Genomic DNA, 19,274 nt, shown 5'->3' on the forward strand with positions numbered 1-19,274 from the left:
CGTCAGTGTTCCCGAGGCGCGGGCTGCGCCGTGGCCCATACGGCGTCGAAGCTGTCGGCGTAGGTGTCGAACAGGCTGCCGTCGCCGTGCCGCCGCAGGTGCCAGACGGGAGCGCTGTACGCGTTCACCCCGAAGACGTGAGCATTGACGACGACCTGGTCGTCCGCGCGGTAGAGGGAGTTGTAGAGCGTGGTCCCGTGGGTGCGGATGTCGATGCCCGGAGTCCCGATGAGGGGCCGGTAGTGCATGAGGGCGAGTCGGCAACGGGACTCGATGCCGTGGCCGAATCGCTCTTCCCGGCCGCGTTGTCGGACGTTGGGGCTGTCGGCGTCGCCGACCGCGATCCGGACGGTGCAGCCGTCGGCGGCCCGCTCCCGCAGGAGGTCGTTGAGGCGCGGGTACGCCTCGTGCAGGAAGACTGCCGCGTAGACCAGTACGTCGATCTGCTCGCGTGCCTGCGACAGCACGTCCACGATCGTTGATACGGGGACGTCGGCGCGTTGATCGTAGAGCGCCACCAGTTCCGGGCTGACCGCCCGTGCGGCCCGTGGCTGGCGGAGCGTTGGCCATAGCGCGTGCACGTCTTCTCCTAGCGTCTCCGCCGCCAGCATGGCTGTCGCCCGGCGCGGGGTGCGGCCGAGGTTGACCCAGCGCTCAACGGATTTGGGGTCGACGTCGGTCTTCGCTGCCAGTGCGGCGTACGTCCAACCGCCGCTTGCCATGGTGGCGCGCAATCTCTCGTTCGGCATCGCAGTCTCTCCCTCTGACGTGGGACGGCGCTAGGGACGTTCTATCCGACATGGGACGTCCCAAAGTGGGGAATGGTGGAGGTTCCTCCGTCCTGATGAACTCGGCGACGCTCGCCGCATGGGTGACACGGAATTGACCGGTGGAGACGACGAATCGACGCCGGGTCGCGAGTGGGAGCGCGCCTCGGACTCGGTGTTCGTGAAGAGATGGGCACGTAGCCCTCGATGCGTGGGCCGGGCGCGTCACGAACTCCGGCTGGCAGTGAACGCGTGGGGCATGACCGGACTGGCGGACACCGCCGTACTTGTCCTGTCGGAGTTGTTCACCAATGCCGTGCGGCACGCGCGGGGGCCGGAGGACCGGCTGGTCGAGACCCGGTACGAGCGGCTGACGGACGGCGCGCTGCGGATCGAGGTGCACGACGCCAACAGCGTCCGGCCCGAAGCCCGGGAGCCGTCCGTGGACGCCGAATCCGGGCGCGGCCTGGCCCTGGTCGACGTACTGACCGCCGGACACTTGGGAGTGAGTGAACGCTTAGGCGTCGGGAAACTCGTCTGGGCCGTGTGCGCCGACGACACCGCTGACGAGGTGCCCCGGTGAGCCTGCGGGAAGCACTGCGGCTACGGGCACGGGAACCGTCGTACGAGGCGGGCGACCCGTGCGAGGACTGCGGCAACGCCCTCGTGCTGTGCGTTCAGTGCGGTGAGGACGTGCGCTGTCCGAACTGCGTTCCGTACGAACGGCCCTCGGCACGGGACGAGGCCCTGCGCGCCACGGTTCGGCTGGTGCGGGACCGTCCCGAGGCGGGACTGCTGGCCGGGGCGCTGGCCTGTTCGCCGCCCGCCATGCTCGGCTGGGTCGGTATGACGTTCGTCGCACCCGGCCTGCTGCGCACCGGGGGCGCTCTGGCAGGGGCCGTCGCGTGCGGTGCCTTTCTCGCCATGGGCGCGACGGCGGGCGGGTTGCCGCTTGCCGGGGAGGTTCCCACCTGCCGGATCAACCGCACGACAGCGCCGTACGACCGCTGGTCGTGGACCGGAGCCGGGGCGGTGGCGGTCCAGATCGTCCTGGTGTCCCTCGGTGTCGCGGCTGCCTGAGCCCGCCCCGATCCCTGACGGCCGCTTCGGGCACCGGCCACGCACTAGCCTGAAGCCGAAGGCCCCGGCGCGATATGTCGGGGCCCTCGGCTTGTGTACGGCCGCTTCCGCGTGCGTACGGGAGGCCGGCGGAGGCGGCTCCGGCCTTGCGGCGCAGCTTGCGGCGGGCTGGCTGGCGCTGCTCGGCGAACAGCACGAGGGGCACCTCGGTGAAGACCTGGTGGACGGGCTGTTGGGGGAAAAGGGGGGTGGGGGAGAATCGGGCGGGTCGGGTGGTGGGTGGGGAAGAGGGCAGGGGATGGGGCAGGCGAGGGGTGAGGGGCGGGATATCGAGTCCGCCGTCGTGATCTATACGGCGGTGGCGAACGGCGGTGGTGCTCCGTACGCGGGGCTGGCGGGGCTGGTGGGGCTGGACGAGGGGCGGCTGGAGTCGGGGCTGCGGACCTTGAAGGGCATGGGGCTGGTCCGGCTGGTGGAGGGGCGGGTCGAGACCGTCGACCCGGACGCCGCGCTGGCGGTGGCGATGGACACGTATCTGGGCACGGCCGCGGCGCAGTTGCGGAACGCGGCGGAGCTCAGCGAGACGACGCAGGCGCTGCTGACGGTGTTCCGGCCCGCGGCGGCGCGGCTCCAGGAGCAGGTGGTCGTCCAGAACTTCGAGGACCTGGAGACCCGGCTGAGCGCGCTGGCCGACATCGACGCCACCGCGCGGGAGTCCGTGGACTCGCTGCACCCGGGCCCGATGCCGCAGGACATGGCGGTGCTGGAGCACTCCCTGGCCGGGGACGCGGCGATGGTACGGCGCGGGGTGCGGGTCCGCGCCCTGTACCCGCGCTCGCTGCTCCAGATCCCGAAGTACAGCAAGTATCTGAACGACCTGACCGACGTGGGCGTCGGCGTCCGGCTGATCGACCACGGCCCGCACGACCTGCTGGTGGTGGACCGGCACACCGTCGTCCTGCCGGGCGTCCCGCACGTACGGTCGTCGATGACGCTGGTGCGCGGCGCGGTGCTGGCCCGCTCGTACGTCTCGGTCTACGAGGACTACTGGCTGCGGGCGAAGCCGATGCCGCACATGGCGCGCGGCGGCCAAGCCACCCCCGCCCCCGACAGCGACGACGACCCCGGCGCCGCCACGGACTTCACCGACCAGGAGCGGACCATCATCCGGCTGATGGCCAACGGCTACAGTGACGACCGCATCGCCAGGACGCTGGGCGTCGCCCGGCGCACCGTGCAGCGCGTGATGACCAAGCTGATGGAACGGCTCCAGGTCTCCAGCCGCTTCGAGGTCGGCCTGAAGCTGGCCCGGCTGCTCGACCCGGACGACCTCTGACCGGCCGCACCGTCCTCCCGCGGGCCGCACCGTACGGCCGTGCGCCGCCACCGTCCATCCACCGCATCCGGGACGCCCACCGCACCCGGGACACCCACCGCACCCGCGTGACCACCGCATCCGCGTGACCACCCCACCGTACTGGTGAACCACCCCACCACCCCACCACCGAAGTGTGTCGCACTTGGGACAGTGCCCGATGTGGACAAGGCGATTCCGGCGGCTCGCGAGCATCCCCGCTTAGCATGAGCGGGGGCGCGAAATCGCAGGCCGCGGACGCCGGGTGACCCCTCACCCCCAAGGACGCGGCAGCCGAGAAGATCCGGGGGACAAGCCATGGACCGTCGTTCCGACGAGGACCCACCGCTGATCCAGGAGTTCCTGCGCGAGGCCCGCAGAAATTTCGTGGGCGAACCCGAGCCCATCACGGGCCACAACGGTTACCGCCCGCCGGGCCTGAGCCAGCACGCGGTGGCCCAGCGCCTGGGCATATCACCGCGCCTCTACCAGGACTGGGAGGGCTGCGGACGCCCCATCCCCGCCCACCGCCTCGACAGCCTCGCCAACGCGCTGCGGCTGGACTCGCGCAAGCGCGACGAGCTGTGGTTCATCGTCACCGGCGGCTACCCGCCGCGCGGCCCGGCGGAACCCGACCCCGAGGCCGTCACCGGCTGGACGTCGTACCTCCACGCGCTCCAGGTCCCCGCCCTCACCGTGGACGGCGCCTGGCGGATTCTGGAGACCAACCAGGCGTGGCGCCAGCTCTTCGAGCCCGCGGGCCAGCCGCCGCCCGCGAATCTGCTGCGCTTCGTGCTCTTCGCGCCGTACGCGCGGCAGTTGTGCGCCGAGTGGCGGACCGGCTGGGCGACGGCGTTCCTGCGCCAGCTCCGGCTCCAGGCGCAGACCGCGCACCACCAGCCGCAGACCGGGCCCGACCAGGAACTGCTCCGCGTCATCGCCGAACTGCGCGAGGACCCCGAACTGGCCCGGCTGTGGCAGGCGGAGAGCGAGTCCACCCGGGTCGCGCTGCACCATGACGGCCAGGTACGGCTGCTGCGGCCACCGGCCGGCGGTTACGTCCAGCGGGTGCGCATGCTCGTGTCGTCCCCGGCGCACGATCCCCGGCGCCGAGTGCTGATGTTCATGCCCGCCGTGACGGCGCCCGGCCTGGCGGGGCCCGCCGGGACAGCGCCCGGTACGACGGCGTCCGCGACGACGGCGCCCGGCACGGCGGGCCCCGCCGTCCCGACGCTGCGCAGGACCGGCCCCTACTCGGGCGTGTTGTCGGGGCCGCCGAAGTCCGGGCTGGTGAAGTCGGGACTGCTGTAGCGCGGACCGGAGAAGCGCGGCGCGGCGGGCGGCAGCGGCGCGGCCGGGTCGGGCGCCGGACTGCTGAAGTCCGGGCGGGAGTAGCCCAGTCGCGGCATGCGGCTGAGGTCCTGCCCGGTGGCGGGGCCGGGCACCGGGCTCACCGCCGGGCCGTGCGGCGGCTCGTGGGCGCTGGTCGGGGCGAGCGCCGCGCCGGCCGCCGCGTCCTCCAGGAAGGGCAGCATCCCGCGTTCCAGCAGCGCCCGGTACCAGGCGTCGCGCGCGTCGGCGACCTCGGGCGGCAGCGCGTCGGGCGAGTCGTGTATGGCGGAGGAGCCGTCGCGCAGCGCCGTGAGCAGCAGTCCGACCGCGCCGAGCAGTATCGACGCGGCGGTGACGGCGGCGAACAGCCAGCCCGCGGTGCGCAGCGGCGACGCGATGGCGGGCTCGGGGGCCATCGCGCGCAGCGCGTAACCGATCAGCAGGAAGATCACGGCGGCGGCGCCCGCGAGCAGCGGCGTCAGGACGGCGAGGACGGCGATCAGGCCCGCGCCGGAGCCCGCGCCCTCCGCGACGCCCATCGCCGCGTAGCCGAAGGACCGGTTGTCGCGGGCGCGCGCCGACTCGCGGGCGGCCTCCCGCGACGCCTCCCGGACGCCGCGGTACGTCTCGTACTCGGCGGCCGCCGCGTCGGCGATGAGTTCGGCCGCGCCGAGCGCCAGGGTGCGCAACTGCTCGCTGTTCAGGGCGGAGTGACCGTTGGAGTGGTTCGTCCGCCGCGAGGCGGGGCGGCTCTCCTCCACGTCCCCGCCGTCCGGCCCGAGGGCCCGCTCACGGTCGGGTCCGTGATCCCGCAGGACCGTGCGCAGCGCCTCGTCCAGCGCGCGTTCAAAGTCCGGGCGGTCTTCGGTGAGCAGGTGTGGAGCGCTGGTCATGTGCATCCCCCGATGCTCCGACTCCCCGAGCGCGGCCGGTGTTCCCCGAGGGGAACCGGCCCGGTCGGCCGAGTACGCGGAGAGCGGCGTGCCTACGGATACAGCGATGGTAGAGCGGGGAGGCGAGACCGTGACAGGGTGCAACCAGGAAATCTGACGGCGCGAAATGTGCCGGACACCGACACGCCACCCCAAAGACGCCGCGCGGGAAGCCCCGGCGCGCTCCCCGCCCGTGCCTTCCGGAGCGGGCCGGTCCGCGAAACGCCGGGCCGGCACGGCGACGTGCCTGACCCGCCGGGCGACATGCCTGGCCCGCCGCGCGAGACGCCCGGCCCGCCGCGCGGAACGCCCGGCCCGCCGCGCGGAGCGCGACGGACCCGCTAACCCACCAGCGGCAGTTGGGCGACCAGCAGCCGTCCGTCCATCGTGACGCCGCCGTCCATCGCCACCGCCAGATTCTCCGCGTAGACCATCGGTCCGTTGACGGTGTGCACCCGCTCCTCGCCGTCGGCCGGATATTCGCCGCCGACCTCGCCGAGCAGGTACGGGATCGGGCTGTGCCCGTGCACGACGCGGTTGCCCCCGTAGGTGCCGAGCAGTTCGCGGGCGGCCCGCGGCCCGCCGTCGCCGCGGAAGGCGAACCGCTTGGTGAGCTTGCGGAACAGGTCCCAGCACTCGTCGGCGTCGCCCCGTTGGAGCACGCCGGTGACCGTGTCGTTCATCTCCTCGACGCTGCTGCCGTAGTCCAGATACGCGGTGGTGTCGGAGTGCACCAGCAGGTGGCCGTCGGTGACGTGGGCCGCGTCCAGCCGGGACATCCAGGTCAGATGGCGGTCCTCGAGACGGTCCATGTCGGTCGGCTGGCCGCCGTTGAGCCGCCAGGCGGCGAGGAAGGAGGCGGTGCCGCCCGTGGAGTTGACGGGGGTGTCGCCGAACCGGTGCGCGCCGAGCAGCAGCAGTTCGTGATTGCCCATCAGGGCACGGCAGTAGCCGCCCGCCGCCGCGGCCTCCGCCGAGAGCTGCATGACCAGTTCGATGACGCCGATGCCGTCGGGGCCGCGGTCGGTGAAGTCGCCGAGGAACCACAGCCGGGCGCTGCCCGCCGCCCAGTGGCCCTCCTCGTCGACCAGGCCGCACTCGCCGAGCGCCGCCAGCAACTCGTCCAGATAGCCGTGCACATCGCCGACCACGTACAGCGGTCCCGGCCGGTCGCCCGACGCGCCGTCCGCGGTGATCACCGGCAGGTCGTGGGCGGTCGGCGTGTACTCCGCGGGGACCAGGGGCGCGTCGGGTCGCGTCGGCTCGTACGCGGCGGGCCGCTGTGCGGGCGGCGCGCTGTCGTACGCGGGCGGCACCGGTGGTACGGCGGCGCGGGCCGGTTCGTACGCCGGTGCCACACCCGCCCCGCCGGTGGTCGCCGACGGCACGGGCGGTACGGGCGCGGCGGCCGGGACCGCCGGTGCCGTGCCGGCCGGAGCCGGAGCCGAATCGATCAGCATGGGAGCCGGTTCCGTCGGAGCCGGAGCCGGAGCCGGAGCCGCGGCCCCGCCGTACCCGCCGGACGTCTCCCCGTAGCCGCCGCGCGGCTCGAATCCGACCGTCGGCTCAAACGCCGGAGCCGTGCCGAAACCGGCCGTCGGCTCGTGCCCGGACACGTACGCGGACGCCTCGGGACGCCAGCCTTCCGAAGTCCCGGGCTCGGGTCCCTGACCTGCCCCCTGAGTCATCGACCCCTCCACGATCGCGCCGCCATCCGCCCATCATAGGAATGACGCTGTCGCGTTGTGACATACCCAGGCACCTGGTTTTCGCAGGGCGCAGACAAACCATCCCTTAGCTCCCTCGTACGCCCGCACGATTCGTCTTCCGGCCGTCGGCGGGGGCTCGGTCACCCGTTCGGCCGATCACTCGCGGGGGTGCCCGGCGGAGCCCTCCGGCCGGACGGCCGCTCTTCCTCAGCCGCCCGCGGGCCCCCGCGGATGACTGACCGTCGTGCGGTGCGCGCGCCGCTGCGAAGAGGTGCGGACGATCAACTCGGTCGGCATCACCTGCTGTACGGGATGCGCGCCGCCGACGCCCTCGATGGCGTCGATGAGCAACTGCACGACCGCCGTACCGATCCGGCGCGGTTTCAGCGACAGCGTGGTGATCGGCGGTTCGGTGCTGGCGTAGACGGTGCTCTCGCTACAGCAGACCAGCAGCAGGTCGTCGGGCACGCGCAGGCCGTAACGGCGGGCGGCGGCCAGCAGATCGGTGCCGTTGGGGTCGAAGAGCCCGTAGACGGCGTCCGGGCGGTCGGGCCGCGCCAGTAAGCGGTCGGCGGCGACCGCGCCCGCCCGCGGGTCGTGCGCGGGATACGACTCGTAGACCGGCTCCTGGCCGACCCGCTCGCACCACTCCAGATACGCGGTGGTGGACAGCCGGGTGTACGTGTCGGTGGTGGTGCCGGTGAGCAGCCCGATCCGGCGGGCGCCCGCGGCGGCGAGGTGGTCGAGGATGCCGAGGACGGCGGCCTCGTGGTCGTTGTCGACCCAGGCGTGCACGGGCACGCTGCCCGCCGGGCGGCCGTCGCTGACCACCGGGACGCCCTGCCGGACCAGTTCGGCGACCAGCGGGTCGTGGTCGGAGGGGTCGATGACGACGGTGCCGTCCAGCGCCACGTTCCCCCACACGTCGTGCCGGGAGGAGGCGGGCAGGATGACCAGGGCGTAGCCGCGGGCCAGGGCGGCGGAGGTGGCGGCCCTGGCCATCTCCGCGAAGTACGCGAATTCGGTGAAGGTGAACGGTTCTTCGCCGTAGGTCGTCACGGTCAGGCCGATCAGGCCCGATCTGCCGGTGCGCAGTGTGCGGGCGGCGGCGGACGGGCGGTAGCCCAGCCGGTCGGCGACCTCGCGCACATGGCGGCGGGTGGCGTCGGGCAGTCGGCCCTTGCCGTTGAGTGCGTCGGAGACAGTCGTGATCGAGACTCCGGCGGCGGCGGCGACGTCCCTGATGCCCGCCCGCTCAAGCCGGCGTCCGATGGGCCGGCTCGCCTGGTGGTTCCCTGCTGCTGTCATGGCCTGCCGATATTAGGACGGCGCTGGTCCGGTCGGCGCCTGCCGTTTCTACCCCCCAGAAGATAGGTTTCTGCAAGATCGAACCCCGTATGCAAGGTGGAATATGCAGGCGGCAGGGCGTGCCTTGTGGGTGATACCGGCGCGGGTGCGGCCGATGCCCGTCCATTGGTCCACCGATAGGAGTGACGTCAACTCACTCCTACGAGGGACGCGGGGTGCCTTTTTTTGGCCGCCTTCTCTCCCCCGGACTCCGTCCGGGGGTGCCCCCATGGGCGGCTCAGACCCGGTATCGACAGTCGATCGCGGGTACCGCACCTCCACAGGGGGCGCGGGCGCTCGTAGGGTGTGGCCATGACCCCCAAGCTGCGCGCGGAACTGGACGGCATCCCCACGTACAAGCCCGGGCGACCCCCGGCCGTGGACGAGAGCGGTGCCCAGGCCGGGCCCGCCTTCAAGCTGTCCTCCAACGAGAACCCGTACCCTCCGCTGCCCGGTGTGCTGGAGGCGGCCACCGCCGCCGCGGCCACGTTCAACCGCTATCCCGACCTGGCCTGCTCGGCGCTGACCGCCGAGCTGGCGGGACGTTTCGGCGTGCCCGAGGCACACGTGGCGACCGGCACCGGCTCGGTCGGCGTGGCCCAGCAGTTGCTCCAGTCGACCTCGGGCCCCGGCGACGAGGTGATCTACGCCTGGCGGTCCTTCGAGGCGTATCCGATCATCACCCGGATCAGCGGCGCGCTGCCGGTGCAGGTGCCGCTGGACGCGGACGAGGTGCACGACCTGGACGCGATGGCGGCGGCGGTCACCGACCGCACGCGGCTGATCTTCGTCTGCAATCCCAACAATCCGACCGGCACGGTGGTGCGCCGGGCCGAGCTGGAACGATTCCTCGACCGGGTGCCGTCCGACATCCTGGTGGTGCTGGACGAGGCGTACCGCGAATTCATCACCGACCCCGATGTTCCCGATGGAATCGATCTGTACCGGGACCGTCCGAATGTGGCGGTGCTGCGGACCTTCTCCAAGGCGTACGGCCTGGCGGGCCTGCGGATCGGCTTCGCGGTGGCGCACGAGCCGGTGGCGGCGGCGCTGCGCAAGACGGCGGTGCCCTTCGGCGTGAGCCAGCTCGCGCAGGACGCGGCGGTCGCCAGCCTGCGCGCGGAGCCGGCGCTGCTGGAGCGGGTCGCGGGCCTGGTCACCGAGCGGACCCGGGTGGTCGAGGCGCTGACCGCGCAGGGCTGGACGGTGCCCGAGACGCAGGCCAACTTCGTCTGGCTGCGGCTGGGGGAGCGCACCACGGACTTCGCGGCGGCGGCCGAGCGGGCCGGCACCACCGTCCGCCCCTTCGCCGGCGAGGGCGTACGGATCACCATCGGCGAGACCGAGGCCAACGATCTGCTGCTGCGGACCGCCGAAAGCTTCCGCAAGGAGCTGTGACGCGGCGGCGCGCCCGTCGGCACGATCCCCCGAAACCCACTCCCACCTGCGCTTTCGCCCCTTGCGACCCCCCGGTTGCAGGGGGCGAACTGCTGTGCGTAATACTGAGCTTGTGAATGTATTCACGTTCACAAGCTGATCGGGTTGTAGGAGAAAAGGAGACGGATCGTGCAACTCGCAATGGGTCCACTGGACGTCGCCCGATGGCAGTTCGGCATCACGACCGTCTACCACTTCCTCTTCGTACCGCTGACGATCTCGCTGTCCGCGCTCACGGCCGGACTCCAGACCGCGTGGGTGCGCAGCGGCGACGAGAAGTACCTGAGGGCCACCAAGTTCTGGGGCAAGCTCTTCCTGATCAACATCGCCATGGGCGTGGTGACGGGCATCGTCCAGGAGTTCCAGTTCGGCATGAACTGGTCGGACTACTCGCGCTTCGTCGGCGACATCTTCGGCGCCCCGCTCGCCTTCGAGGCACTGATCGCCTTCTTCTTCGAGTCCACCTTCATCGGCCTGTGGATCTTCGGCTGGGACAAGCTGCCGAAGAAGATCCACCTCGCCTGCATCTGGATGGTCTCGATCGGGACGATCCTGTCCGCGTACTTCATCCTGGCCGCCAACTCCTGGATGCAGCACCCGGTCGGCTACCGCTACAACCCGACGACCAAGCGCGCGGAACTCACCGACTTCTGGGCGGTGCTCACCCAGGACACCGCGCTGGCGCAGTTCTTCCACACCATGTCCGCCGCCTTCCTCACCGGCGCCGCGTTCATGATCGGGATCGCCGCCTACCACCTGGCCCGTAAGCAGCACATCTCCGTGATGCGCTCCTCGCTGCGCCTCGCCCTGGTCGTCGCCGTCGTCGCGGGCGCGCTCACCGCGATCAGCGGCGACACCCTCGGCAAGGTCATGTTCAAGCAGCAGCCGATGAAGATGGCCGCCGCCGAGGCGCTGTGGGACGGCCAGAAGGGCGCGCCCTTCTCGATCTTCGCGGTCGGCGACGTCAACAAGGGCCACAACAAGGTGGCCATAGACATTCCGAACCTGCTGTCGTTCCTGGCCACCGACAACTTCAACGCCTACGTGGGCGGCATCAACGACGTCAACAAGGAAGAGCAGGCGAAGTACGGCCCCGGCGACTACCGGCCCAACATCCCCGTCGCCTACTGGGGCTTCCGCTGGATGATCGGCTTCGGCGTCGTCTCGATCGGCGTCGGCGCGGCCGGCCTGTGGCTCACCCGCCGCAAGTTCTGGCTCGCGCCCGCGCACCGCACCGGCGACGACGAGGTCCCGCACCTGATGCTCACCAGGAACGGGCAGATCGGCCCCCGGCTCACGCGCTGGTACTGGTGGATCGCCCTGTGGACCATGGCCTTCCCGCTGATCGCCAACTCCTGGGGCTGGATCTTCACCGAGACCGGCCGCCAGCCCTGGGTGGTCTACGGCGTGCTGCGCACCCGCGACGCGGTCTCCCCCACGGTCTCCACCGGCGAGGTCTTCACCTCCCTGATCGTCTTCACCCTCCTCTACGCGGCTCTCGCCGTCGTCGAGGTGCGGCTGCTCCTGAAGTACGCCAAGGCGGGGCCGCCGGAGCTCACCGACGACGACCGCCGCTCCCCCACCCGGATCGGCGGCGACGACGACGGCGCGGACGCCGACCGCCCGATGGCCTTCTCGTACTGAGCGTCCGTACCGACTGATCCGTACCGACTGATCCGTACCGACTGATCCGTACCGACTGTTCCGTACTGACTGAGAGGAGTGCGACATGCATCTGCACGACGTCTGGTTCGTCCTCATCGCGGTCCTGTGGACCGGCTACTTCTTCCTTGAGGGCTTCGACTTCGGGATCGGCGTCCTGACCAAGCTGCTGGCCCGCGACCGTACCGAGAAGCGGGTCCTGATCAACACCATCGGCCCGGTCTGGGACGGCAACGAGGTGTGGCTGCTCACGGCGGGCGGCGCGACCTTCGCGGCCTTCCCCGACTGGTACGCCACCCTCTTCTCCGGCTTCTACCTGCCGCTGCTGATCATCCTGGTCTGCCTGATCGTGCGCGGCGTCGCCTTCGAGTACCGCGCCAAGCGCGACGACGAGCGCTGGCAGCGCAACTGGGAGAACGCGATCTTCTGGACCTCCCTGGTCCCGGCGCTGCTCTGGGGCGTCGCCTTCGCGAACATCGTGCGGGGCGTGAAGATCGACGCGAACAAGGAGTACGTCGGCAACTTCTGGGACCTGCTCAACGGGTACTCGATCCTCGGCGGACTCGTCACCCTGAGCCTGTTCACCTTCCACGGCGCCGTCTTCGCCTCGCTCAAGACCCTCGGCGACATCCGCGACCGGGCCCGCGCGCTGGCCACCCGCGTCGGCGTGCTCACCGCGCTCCTCGCGCTGGCCTTTCTGACCTGGACCCAGGCCGCGCACGGCGACGGCCGCAGCCTGCCCGCGCTGATCGTCGCCGTCGTCGCCCTGGTCGGGGCCCTCGGCGCCAATCTCGCGGGACGCGAGGGCTGGTCGTTCGCGCTGTCCGGCGTCACGGTCGCGGCGACCATCGCCATGTTCTTCCTGACGCTCTTCCCCGACGTCATGCCGTCCTCGCTGAACGACGCCTGGAGCCTGACCGTCACCAACGCCTCCTCCACGCCGTACACGCTGCGGATCATGACGTGGTGCGCGGGCATCGCCACGCCCCTCGTCCTGCTCTACCAGGGCTGGACGTACTGGGTCTTCCGCAAGCGCATCGGCACCCAGCACATCGCGGGCGCGGCGACCGATCACTGAGGGCCGATCACTGAGGGCCGATCGCTGACAGCCGGTCACTGACCGAAGGGAGATGTTCCACGTGAAACCTGTCGATCCGCGACTGCTGCGGTACGCGCGTACGACCCGGGTCTTCCTCGCCGGGGCGGTGCTGCTCGGGCTGGCCGGGGCGGGGCTGATCATCGCCCAGGCGGTGCTGATCGCCGATGTGGTGGTCGGCGGGTTCCGGGACGGGGAGGGTGTCGGGGAGCTGCGCGGGACGCTCGCGTGGCTGGTGGCGGTCGCCGTCGGGCGGGCGCTGGTCGGCTGGCTCACCGAGCTGTGCGCGCACCGGGCGGGGGCGGCGGTGAAGTCGCAGCTGCGCGGGCAGCTGCTGGAGCGGGCCACCGCGCTGGGCCCCGGCTGGCTGACCGGGCGGCGCAGCGGTGAGCTGACCACGCTCGCCACCCGCGGGATCGACGCGCTGGACGACTACTTCTCGCGGTATCTGCCGCAGCTCGGCCTCGCGGTGGTCGTGCCCGCGGTCGTGCTGGCCCGGATCGTCACCGCCGACTGGATCTCGGCCGCCACCATCGCGGTGACGCTGCCGCTGATCCCGCTGTTCATGGTGCTGGTCGGCTGGGCGACCCGCGAGCGGATGGACCGGCAGTGGAAGCTGCTGGCCCGGCTGTCCGGGCACTTCCTCGACGTCGTCGCGGGGCTGCCCACGCTCAAGGTCTTCGGCCGGGCCAAGGCGCAGGCCGACAACATCCGCGCCATCACCGGCGAGTACCGGCGGGCCACGCTCAAGACGCTGCGGATCGCGTTCCTGTCCTCCTTCGTCCTCGAACTGCTCGCCACCATTTCCGTCGCGCTGGTCGCGGTCGGGATCGGCATGCGGCTCGTCCACGGCGAGCTGTCCCTGCGGACGGGCCTGCTGGTGCTGATCCTCGCGCCCGAGGCGTATCTGCCGCTGCGGCAGGTGGGCGCGCAGTACCACGCGGCGGCCGAGGGGCTGGCGGCGGCGGAGCAGGTCTTCGAGGTGCTGGAGACCTCGCCGCGGACCGGGGCGGGTGCGGTACGGGGGCGGGCCGCCGCGCCGGATCCGCGGGGTGCCGCGATCACGGTCGAGGGGCTGGTCGTACGGGAGGGCGGGTCGCTGGCCGCGACGACGTTCACCCTCGCGCCGGGTGAGACGGTGGCCGTCACCGGGCCCAGCGGGGCCGGGAAGACGACCCTGCTCAACGCGCTGCTCGGCTTCGTTCCCGCCGCCGAGGGGCGGATTCTGGTCGGCGACACCGACCTCGCCGCGATCGACCCGGCCGACTGGCACCGCTGGATCGCCTGGGTCCCCCAGCACCCGCACCTGTTCGCCGGGACCGTCGCCGACAACGTACGGCTCGCCCGGCCCGACGCCGACGACGCCGCCGTACGTACCGCGCTCGCCGACGCCGACGCGCTCTCCTTCGTCTCCCCCGCCACCGTCCTCACCGAGGACGGCGCGAACCTCTCCGCGGGTCAGCGCCAGCGCATCGCCCTGGCCCGCGCCTTCCTCGCCGACCGCCCCCTGCTTCTCCTCGACGAGCCCACCGCCAACCTCGACGGCGCCACCGAGGCCGAGATCGTCACGACCCTCCACCGCCTCGCCGCCACCCGCACCGTCCTCCTCATCGCCCACCGCCCCGCGCTCCTCCCCCTCGCCACGAAAGTCCTCTCCCTCCGCCCGCCCCGCATCTCCGCCGTCGACGGCGACCCGACCGCGGCGGGGGACGGGGCGTCTGCGGCGACGGGCCGGGTGCCTGGCGGCACGGTGGTCTCCGCGGGGGACGTCACCCCGTCCGAGCCCACGCCTGTCGCGGCGGCGGCTCGTGCGGCGGCGACGGCGACGCCTGTGGTGGGGGATGGCGGGGTTCTCTGCCGGGTGGGGCTGCGGGTGCGGCGGGCGGCTGTGGGGGTGGTGGGGCGGTCCGGGCCGGAGGCGCTTCGCGTTCGTGGTGGCGGGGCGCGGGGGCGGTTCGTGGGGGCCGTCGGGCTGGGGGCGGCGGCGTTGCTGTCGGCTGTGGGGCTCATGGCGACGTCGGGGTGGCTGATCAGCCGGGCGTCGCAGCAGCCGCCGGTGCTGTATCTGATGGTGGCCGTGACGGCGACGCGGGCGTTCGGGATCGGGCGGGCCGTGTTCCGTTACGGCGAGCGGCTGGTGGCGCACGACGCGGTGTTCCGGGCGCTGGCCGGGGTGCGGGTGGCGGTGTTCCGGCGGCTGGAGCGGCTGGCGCCCGCGGGACTCGGCGGGACGCGCCGCGGTGACCTGCTCTCGCGCCTGGTCGCGGACGTGGACGCCGTCCAGGACCACTACCTGCGGTGGCTGCTGCCCGCGCTGACCGGCGGCCTCGTGTCCGTGGCGACCGCGGCCTTCACCGGCTGGCTGCTGCCCGCCGCCGGGCTGATCCTGGCCTGCGGGCTGCTCGCCGCGGGCGTGGCCGTCCCCGCGCTGTCGGCCGCCGTCGCCCGCCGCACCGAGGCGCGCCTCGCGCCCGCCAGGGGCGAACTGTCCGCCCGCGTCCTCGGCCTGTTCACCGGCACCGCCGAACTGACCGTGGCGGGCGCCCTCCCGCGCCGCCGCGCCGACGCCGCGCGCGCCGACCGTACGCTCACCCGGATCGCGGCCCGTTCGGCCGCCGCGACCGCGCTCGGCGCCGGACTGACCGCGCTGGTCAGCGGGGTGACGGTGACGGCGTGCGCGTACGTCGGCGTCCGGGCCGTCAGCGGCCACCACCTCCAGGGCGTCGCGCTGGCCGTGCTGGTGCTGACGCCGCTGGCCGCCTTCGAGGCCGTCGCCGGGATGCCGCTCGCGGCCCAGCAGCGGCAGCGGAGCCGGCGCTCGGCGGCGCGGGTGAGCGAGGTGCTGGACGCGCCGCTGCCCGTACGCGAGCCGGAGCGGCCCGCGCCCCCGCCCGCGTCACCGTTCCCGCTGGTCGTACGGGAGGTGACGGCCCGCCACCCGGGCCAGGACGTACCGGCGCTGGACGGCGTCGGCCTCACCCTCACCGAGGGCCGCAGGATCGCGGTCGTCGGCGCCTCGGGCGCGGGCAAGACGACGCTCGCGCACGTACTGCTGCGGTTCCTGGACACCGAGTCGGGCACGTACACGCTGGCGGGGCAGGACGCGGCGGGCCTGGACGGCGACGACGTACGCCGCCTCGTCGGCCTGTGCGCCCAGGACGCGCACGTCTTCGACAGCACCGTCCGGGAGAATCTGCGGCTCGCCCGCCCCGGCGCGGACGACGGCGAACTCCGGGAGGCGCTGGCCGCCGCCCGGCTGGACATCGACCTGGACACCCTCGTCGGCGAACACGGCGCCCGGCTGTCCGGCGGCATGCGCCAGCGCCTGGCCCTGGCCCGCGCGCTGCTCGCCCGTTTCCCCGTCCTCGTCCTGGACGAGCCCGCGGAACACCTCGACCTGGCCACCGCCGACGCCCTGACCGCCGATCTGCTGGCCGCCACGCGCGGCCGTACGACGCTGCTGATCACCCACCGGCTGGCCGGTCTCGCGGGCGGCGCGGTCGACGAGATCGTGGTGCTGGAGCGGGGACGGGTCGTGCAGCGCGGCGGCTACGAGGAACTGGCGGCGGCCGAGGGGCCGTTCCGCCGCACCCTGGAGCGGGAACGGCTCGCGGACACGGCTCTGGCGGGGGCCACGGCCGCCGCCTCGGGACCGCGTTCGCTCGTGGGCACGGGTACCGCCTGACTTTCCCGGACATACGCCACCAAATAACCTCGGCTCATGGCCTCAGACAGCGAGACGCCCGGCGGGACGCCCGAGGAAGCGCGCCAGGAGACGGCCGGGGCGGCCCCGAACGACGAGGACGCCCCGGCATACGCCCCGGCCTACGGCGCGGCACCCCCCGCGGGACCGACCTCCTCCGGAGACGCTCCGGGCGACGGGGAGACCCCCGAGCCGACCACCCTCAGCTTCCAGGGCATCGCCTCCCAGATCACCGTCCGGCTGCCGGAACTGCTGGAAGCGGTCGTCTCGGTCGGCACCGGCATCGAGCTGCACACCACGCTGCGCCGCATCGTGGAGACGGCGGCCGAGCTGGCCGGGGCGCGTTACGCCGCGCTCGGCGTCCTCGACGCGGACGGCTCGGGACTCGCGGACTTCATCACGTACGGGATCAACGAGGCCGACGCCGAGCGGATGGGCGCACTGCCCGACGGCCACACCGGGCTGCTCGGCGAGCTGATCCGGCACCCGGTGCCGCTGCGGCTGGCCCACCTGTCGGACGACGCCCGCGCGGTGGGCCTGCCGCCCGGCCACCCGCCGATGAGCAGCTTCCTGGGCGTCCCGATCCGCGTCCACACCGAGATCTTCGGCAATCTCTACCTCACCGAGAAGCGCGGCGGCCGTCCGTTCACCGACGAGGACACCGCCATGCTGCGCATCCTCGCCATGGAGGCCGGGATCGCGATCGGCAACGCCCGGCAGTACGAGGCCACCCGGCAGCGCGAGCACTGGATCAGCGGCGCCGCCGCCGTCACCACGGCCCTGCTCACCGGGGACGGCACCAGCGACGCGCTCGACGTCGTCGCGGTGTGGGCCCGCAAGCTCGCCGAGTCCGCCGCCGCGCTGGTCATGCTGCCGAGCCTCGACGAGAACGGGGCCGGGGACGGCGGCCTCGAGGTCGTCGCGGCCTCCGCCGCCGAGCCGGCCGGCATGGTCGGCACCGTCATCCCGCCGCAGAATCCGATCGCGGCCCAACTCCTCAACGGCGAGGCCGTCTTCGTGGCGGACGCCGCCTCCGACCCGCGCACCACCACGCGGCTGGCGGAACGCTTCGGGCCGACCATGATGCTCCCGTTGCGGAGCAACGACCGTGTCATCGGCATCCTCGCGCTGCCGCGCGAGCCCGGCGGCCGTCCGTTCACCGAGGCCGAACGCGTACTGGCCACCCAGTTCGCCGCCCAGGCAGCGCTCGCCCTCGTCCTGGCCGACGTGCAGCGCGACCGCGAACGCCTCGCCGTCTACAAGGACCGCGACCGTATCGCCCGCGACCTGCACGACCTCGTCATCCAGCGGCTCTTCGCCACCGGCATGATGCTGGAGGGCGCGGGGCGCAGGGCCCGCACGCCCGAGGTCCGCGAGGGCATCGGCCACGCCGTCGACGAACTCGACGCCACCATCCAGGAGGTGCGCACCGCCGTCTACGCCCTCCAGCAGGCGCCCGACGACGCCCCCTCAGGACTGCGCGCCCGCGTCCTGCGCGAGGTCGGCACCGCCGCCGTCCCGCTCGGCTTCCAGCCGTCCGTACGTTTCATCGGACCGGTCGACGCGCTGGTGGGCGAGCCCACCGCCAAGAACCTCGTCGCGGCGCTGCGCGAAGTCCTCTCCAACGCCTTCCGGCACGCCCGCGCCTCGCGCATCGACATCACCCTCGACGCCACCGCCACCCTTCCCGGCGGCGGCGACGCGGTCCGCCTGACCGCCACCGACGACGGCGTCGGCATCCCCCCGGCCGGCCGCCGCAGCGGCCTGCGCAATCTCTCCCGCCGCGCCCAATCGCTGGGCGGATCGAGCCAGTTCGGGCCGGGCCCCGAGGGCGCGGGCACGACGGTGCGGTGGGAGGCGCCGCTGCGTACGGACTGACCGGGCGGAGCGGTGCGACTGGCCGTCCCCGTACGGGCTAGGCGGTTCCGTCGCCGTGCCGGGCGGCGATGATCCGCTCGATGACGCGGGCGACCCCGTCGTCGTTGTTGGACTCGGTGCGGTGCGTGGTCGTGGCCAGGACGCGGGGATGGGCGTTCGCGACGGCGTACGACGTACCGGCCCATCCGAGCATCGCGAGGTCGTTCGGCATGTCGCCGAAGGCGACGACCTCGGCGGCGGACACCCCGCGCTCGGCGCAACATCGCGCCAGCGTCGTGGCCTTGCTGACGCCCTCGCCGCTGATCTCCAGCAGCGCGCTGTCGCTGGACCGGGTGATCTCGCCGTGCTGCCCCGCCACGCTCAGCCCGATGGCGAGGAATTCGTCCGGGTCGATGGACGGGTGCTTGGCGAGCAGCTTCAGCAGCGGCTGGCGCGGGTCGCGCACGGCGAGCAGTTCCTCGATCGGGGCCGTGGGGCCGAAGTCCGGCTCGATGACGCGGGGGTAGTCCGGCTCGCGGTAGAAGGTGTCGGCGCGTTCGACAGCGAAGGTCGTGCCGGGCACGGCGGCGCGCAGCGCGTGCGCGACGGCGAGGGCGTCGTCCTCCGGCAGCGGGAACGCCTCGATCAACTCGCCTTTGTGCAGGTCCCAGACGGAGGCGCCGTTGGCCAGGATGGCCATGCCGTGCCCCGCGAGGTGGGCCGCGACGGTGTCCATCCAGCGTGCGGGGCGCCCGGTGACGAAGAAGACCTCGATGCCCGCGGCCTCGGCGTCGGCGAGCGCCGCGACCGTACGCGGGGACACCGTCTTGTCGTCGCGCAGCAGCGTGCCGTCCAGGTCGGTGGCGATCAGCCGCGGCGGAGGGGCGGTGTAGGAGGCGGCGGACGACACGTCCGCTGATCGATGCTGCCCGCTGGGCTCATTGGCTGAGGTCACGGGCCCATCCTTGCGCATCCTTGCCCCGCCCGCACAAAGGTGC

At 72.7% G+C, this 19,274-nt stretch carries 14 protein-coding genes; 9 read left to right on the top strand and 5 right to left on the bottom strand.

Translation table 11 applies throughout. The annotated features are described in order from the left end of the window. Positions 1-2 precede the first annotated feature (2 nt). Positions 3-749, bottom strand: a complete 747-nt coding sequence (locus tag ACIO6U_RS11995) for an XRE family transcriptional regulator (RefSeq protein WP_401717920.1) — start codon at positions 747-749, stop codon at positions 3-5. A gap of 118 nt (positions 750-867) precedes the next feature. On the opposite strand from ACIO6U_RS11995, the gene ACIO6U_RS12000 reads away from it, so the two are divergent. From ACIO6U_RS12000 to ACIO6U_RS12015, 4 genes are all read left to right on the top strand, one after another. Next, entirely contained in the window at positions 868-1,350 is a 483-nt protein-coding gene (locus tag ACIO6U_RS12000; RefSeq protein ID WP_401717923.1) for an ATP-binding protein, read from the top strand. Beyond that, positions 1,347-1,847 carry a hypothetical protein gene (locus tag ACIO6U_RS12005; protein WP_401717926.1) on the top strand — a complete coding sequence of 167 codons (501 nt, stop codon included), beginning with the start codon at positions 1,347-1,349 and terminating at the stop codon, positions 1,845-1,847. Before ACIO6U_RS12000 ends, ACIO6U_RS12005 begins: the two co-directional genes overlap by 4 nt. A gap of 298 nt (positions 1,848-2,145) precedes the next feature. Next, complete coding sequence (locus ACIO6U_RS12010) at positions 2,146-3,183, top strand: LuxR C-terminal-related transcriptional regulator (RefSeq protein ID WP_355336628.1); 1,038 nt, start codon at positions 2,146-2,148, stop codon at positions 3,181-3,183. 336 nt (positions 3,184-3,519) lie between these two features. After that, positions 3,520-4,512: a helix-turn-helix domain-containing protein gene (locus ACIO6U_RS12015; protein ID WP_391158881.1), complete on the top strand. Its 993-nt coding sequence runs from the start codon at positions 3,520-3,522 to the stop codon at positions 4,510-4,512. On the opposite strand, the gene ACIO6U_RS12020 is transcribed toward ACIO6U_RS12015, so the two are convergent. The 3 genes from ACIO6U_RS12020 to ACIO6U_RS12030 form a co-directional block, all read right to left on the bottom strand. Continuing rightward, a complete protein-coding gene (locus tag ACIO6U_RS12020; RefSeq protein WP_401717929.1) occupies positions 4,452-5,432 on the bottom strand; it encodes a hypothetical protein in 981 nt (326 codons plus the stop codon). The two genes, ACIO6U_RS12015 and ACIO6U_RS12020, sit on opposite strands and share 61 nt — an antisense overlap. A gap of 374 nt (positions 5,433-5,806) precedes the next feature. Next, positions 5,807-6,925, bottom strand: a complete 1,119-nt coding sequence (locus tag ACIO6U_RS12025) for a metallophosphoesterase (RefSeq protein ID WP_401717932.1) — start codon at positions 6,923-6,925, stop codon at positions 5,807-5,809. Between the two features lie 456 nt (positions 6,926-7,381). Next, entirely contained in the window at positions 7,382-8,482 is a 1,101-nt protein-coding gene (locus ACIO6U_RS12030; protein WP_355336624.1) for a LacI family DNA-binding transcriptional regulator, read from the bottom strand. 351 nt (positions 8,483-8,833) lie between these two features. On the opposite strand from ACIO6U_RS12030, the gene hisC reads away from it, so the two are divergent. From hisC to ACIO6U_RS12055, 5 genes are all read left to right on the top strand, one after another. After that, on the top strand, positions 8,834-9,919 hold the full coding sequence (gene hisC, locus ACIO6U_RS12035) for a histidinol-phosphate transaminase (RefSeq protein WP_355336623.1): 1,086 nt from the start codon (positions 8,834-8,836) through the stop codon (positions 9,917-9,919). A gap of 180 nt (positions 9,920-10,099) precedes the next feature. Beyond that, positions 10,100-11,602, top strand: coding sequence for a cytochrome ubiquinol oxidase subunit I (locus ACIO6U_RS12040; RefSeq protein ID WP_401306004.1), 1,503 nt, complete (start codon positions 10,100-10,102; stop codon positions 11,600-11,602). Positions 11,603-11,687: 85 nt separating this feature from the next. Continuing rightward, a complete protein-coding gene (gene cydB, locus ACIO6U_RS12045) occupies positions 11,688-12,698 on the top strand; it encodes a cytochrome d ubiquinol oxidase subunit II (protein WP_401717936.1) in 1,011 nt (336 codons plus the stop codon). Positions 12,699-12,759: 61 nt separating this feature from the next. Continuing rightward, positions 12,760-16,401 (top strand): thiol reductant ABC exporter subunit CydD, encoded by a 3,642-nt coding sequence (cydD, locus tag ACIO6U_RS12050; protein ID WP_401717939.1) that lies wholly within the window; start codon positions 12,760-12,762, stop codon positions 16,399-16,401. 36 nt (positions 16,402-16,437) lie between these two features. Beyond that, the gene (locus tag ACIO6U_RS12055; protein WP_401717942.1) at positions 16,438-18,297 is read left to right on the top strand and encodes a GAF domain-containing protein; all 1,860 of its coding nucleotides are present in this window, start codon (positions 16,438-16,440) and stop codon (positions 18,295-18,297) included. Positions 18,298-18,334: 37 nt separating this feature from the next. On the opposite strand, the gene ACIO6U_RS12060 is transcribed toward ACIO6U_RS12055, so the two are convergent. After that, positions 18,335-19,249, bottom strand: a complete 915-nt coding sequence (locus tag ACIO6U_RS12060; RefSeq protein ID WP_401717945.1) for an HAD family hydrolase — start codon at positions 19,247-19,249, stop codon at positions 18,335-18,337. Positions 19,250-19,274: the final 25 nt, after the last annotated feature.

Source organism: Streptomyces sp. NPDC087422 (genome assembly GCF_044744145.1).
Classification (GTDB): Bacteria; Actinomycetota; Actinomycetes; order Streptomycetales; family Streptomycetaceae; genus Actinacidiphila.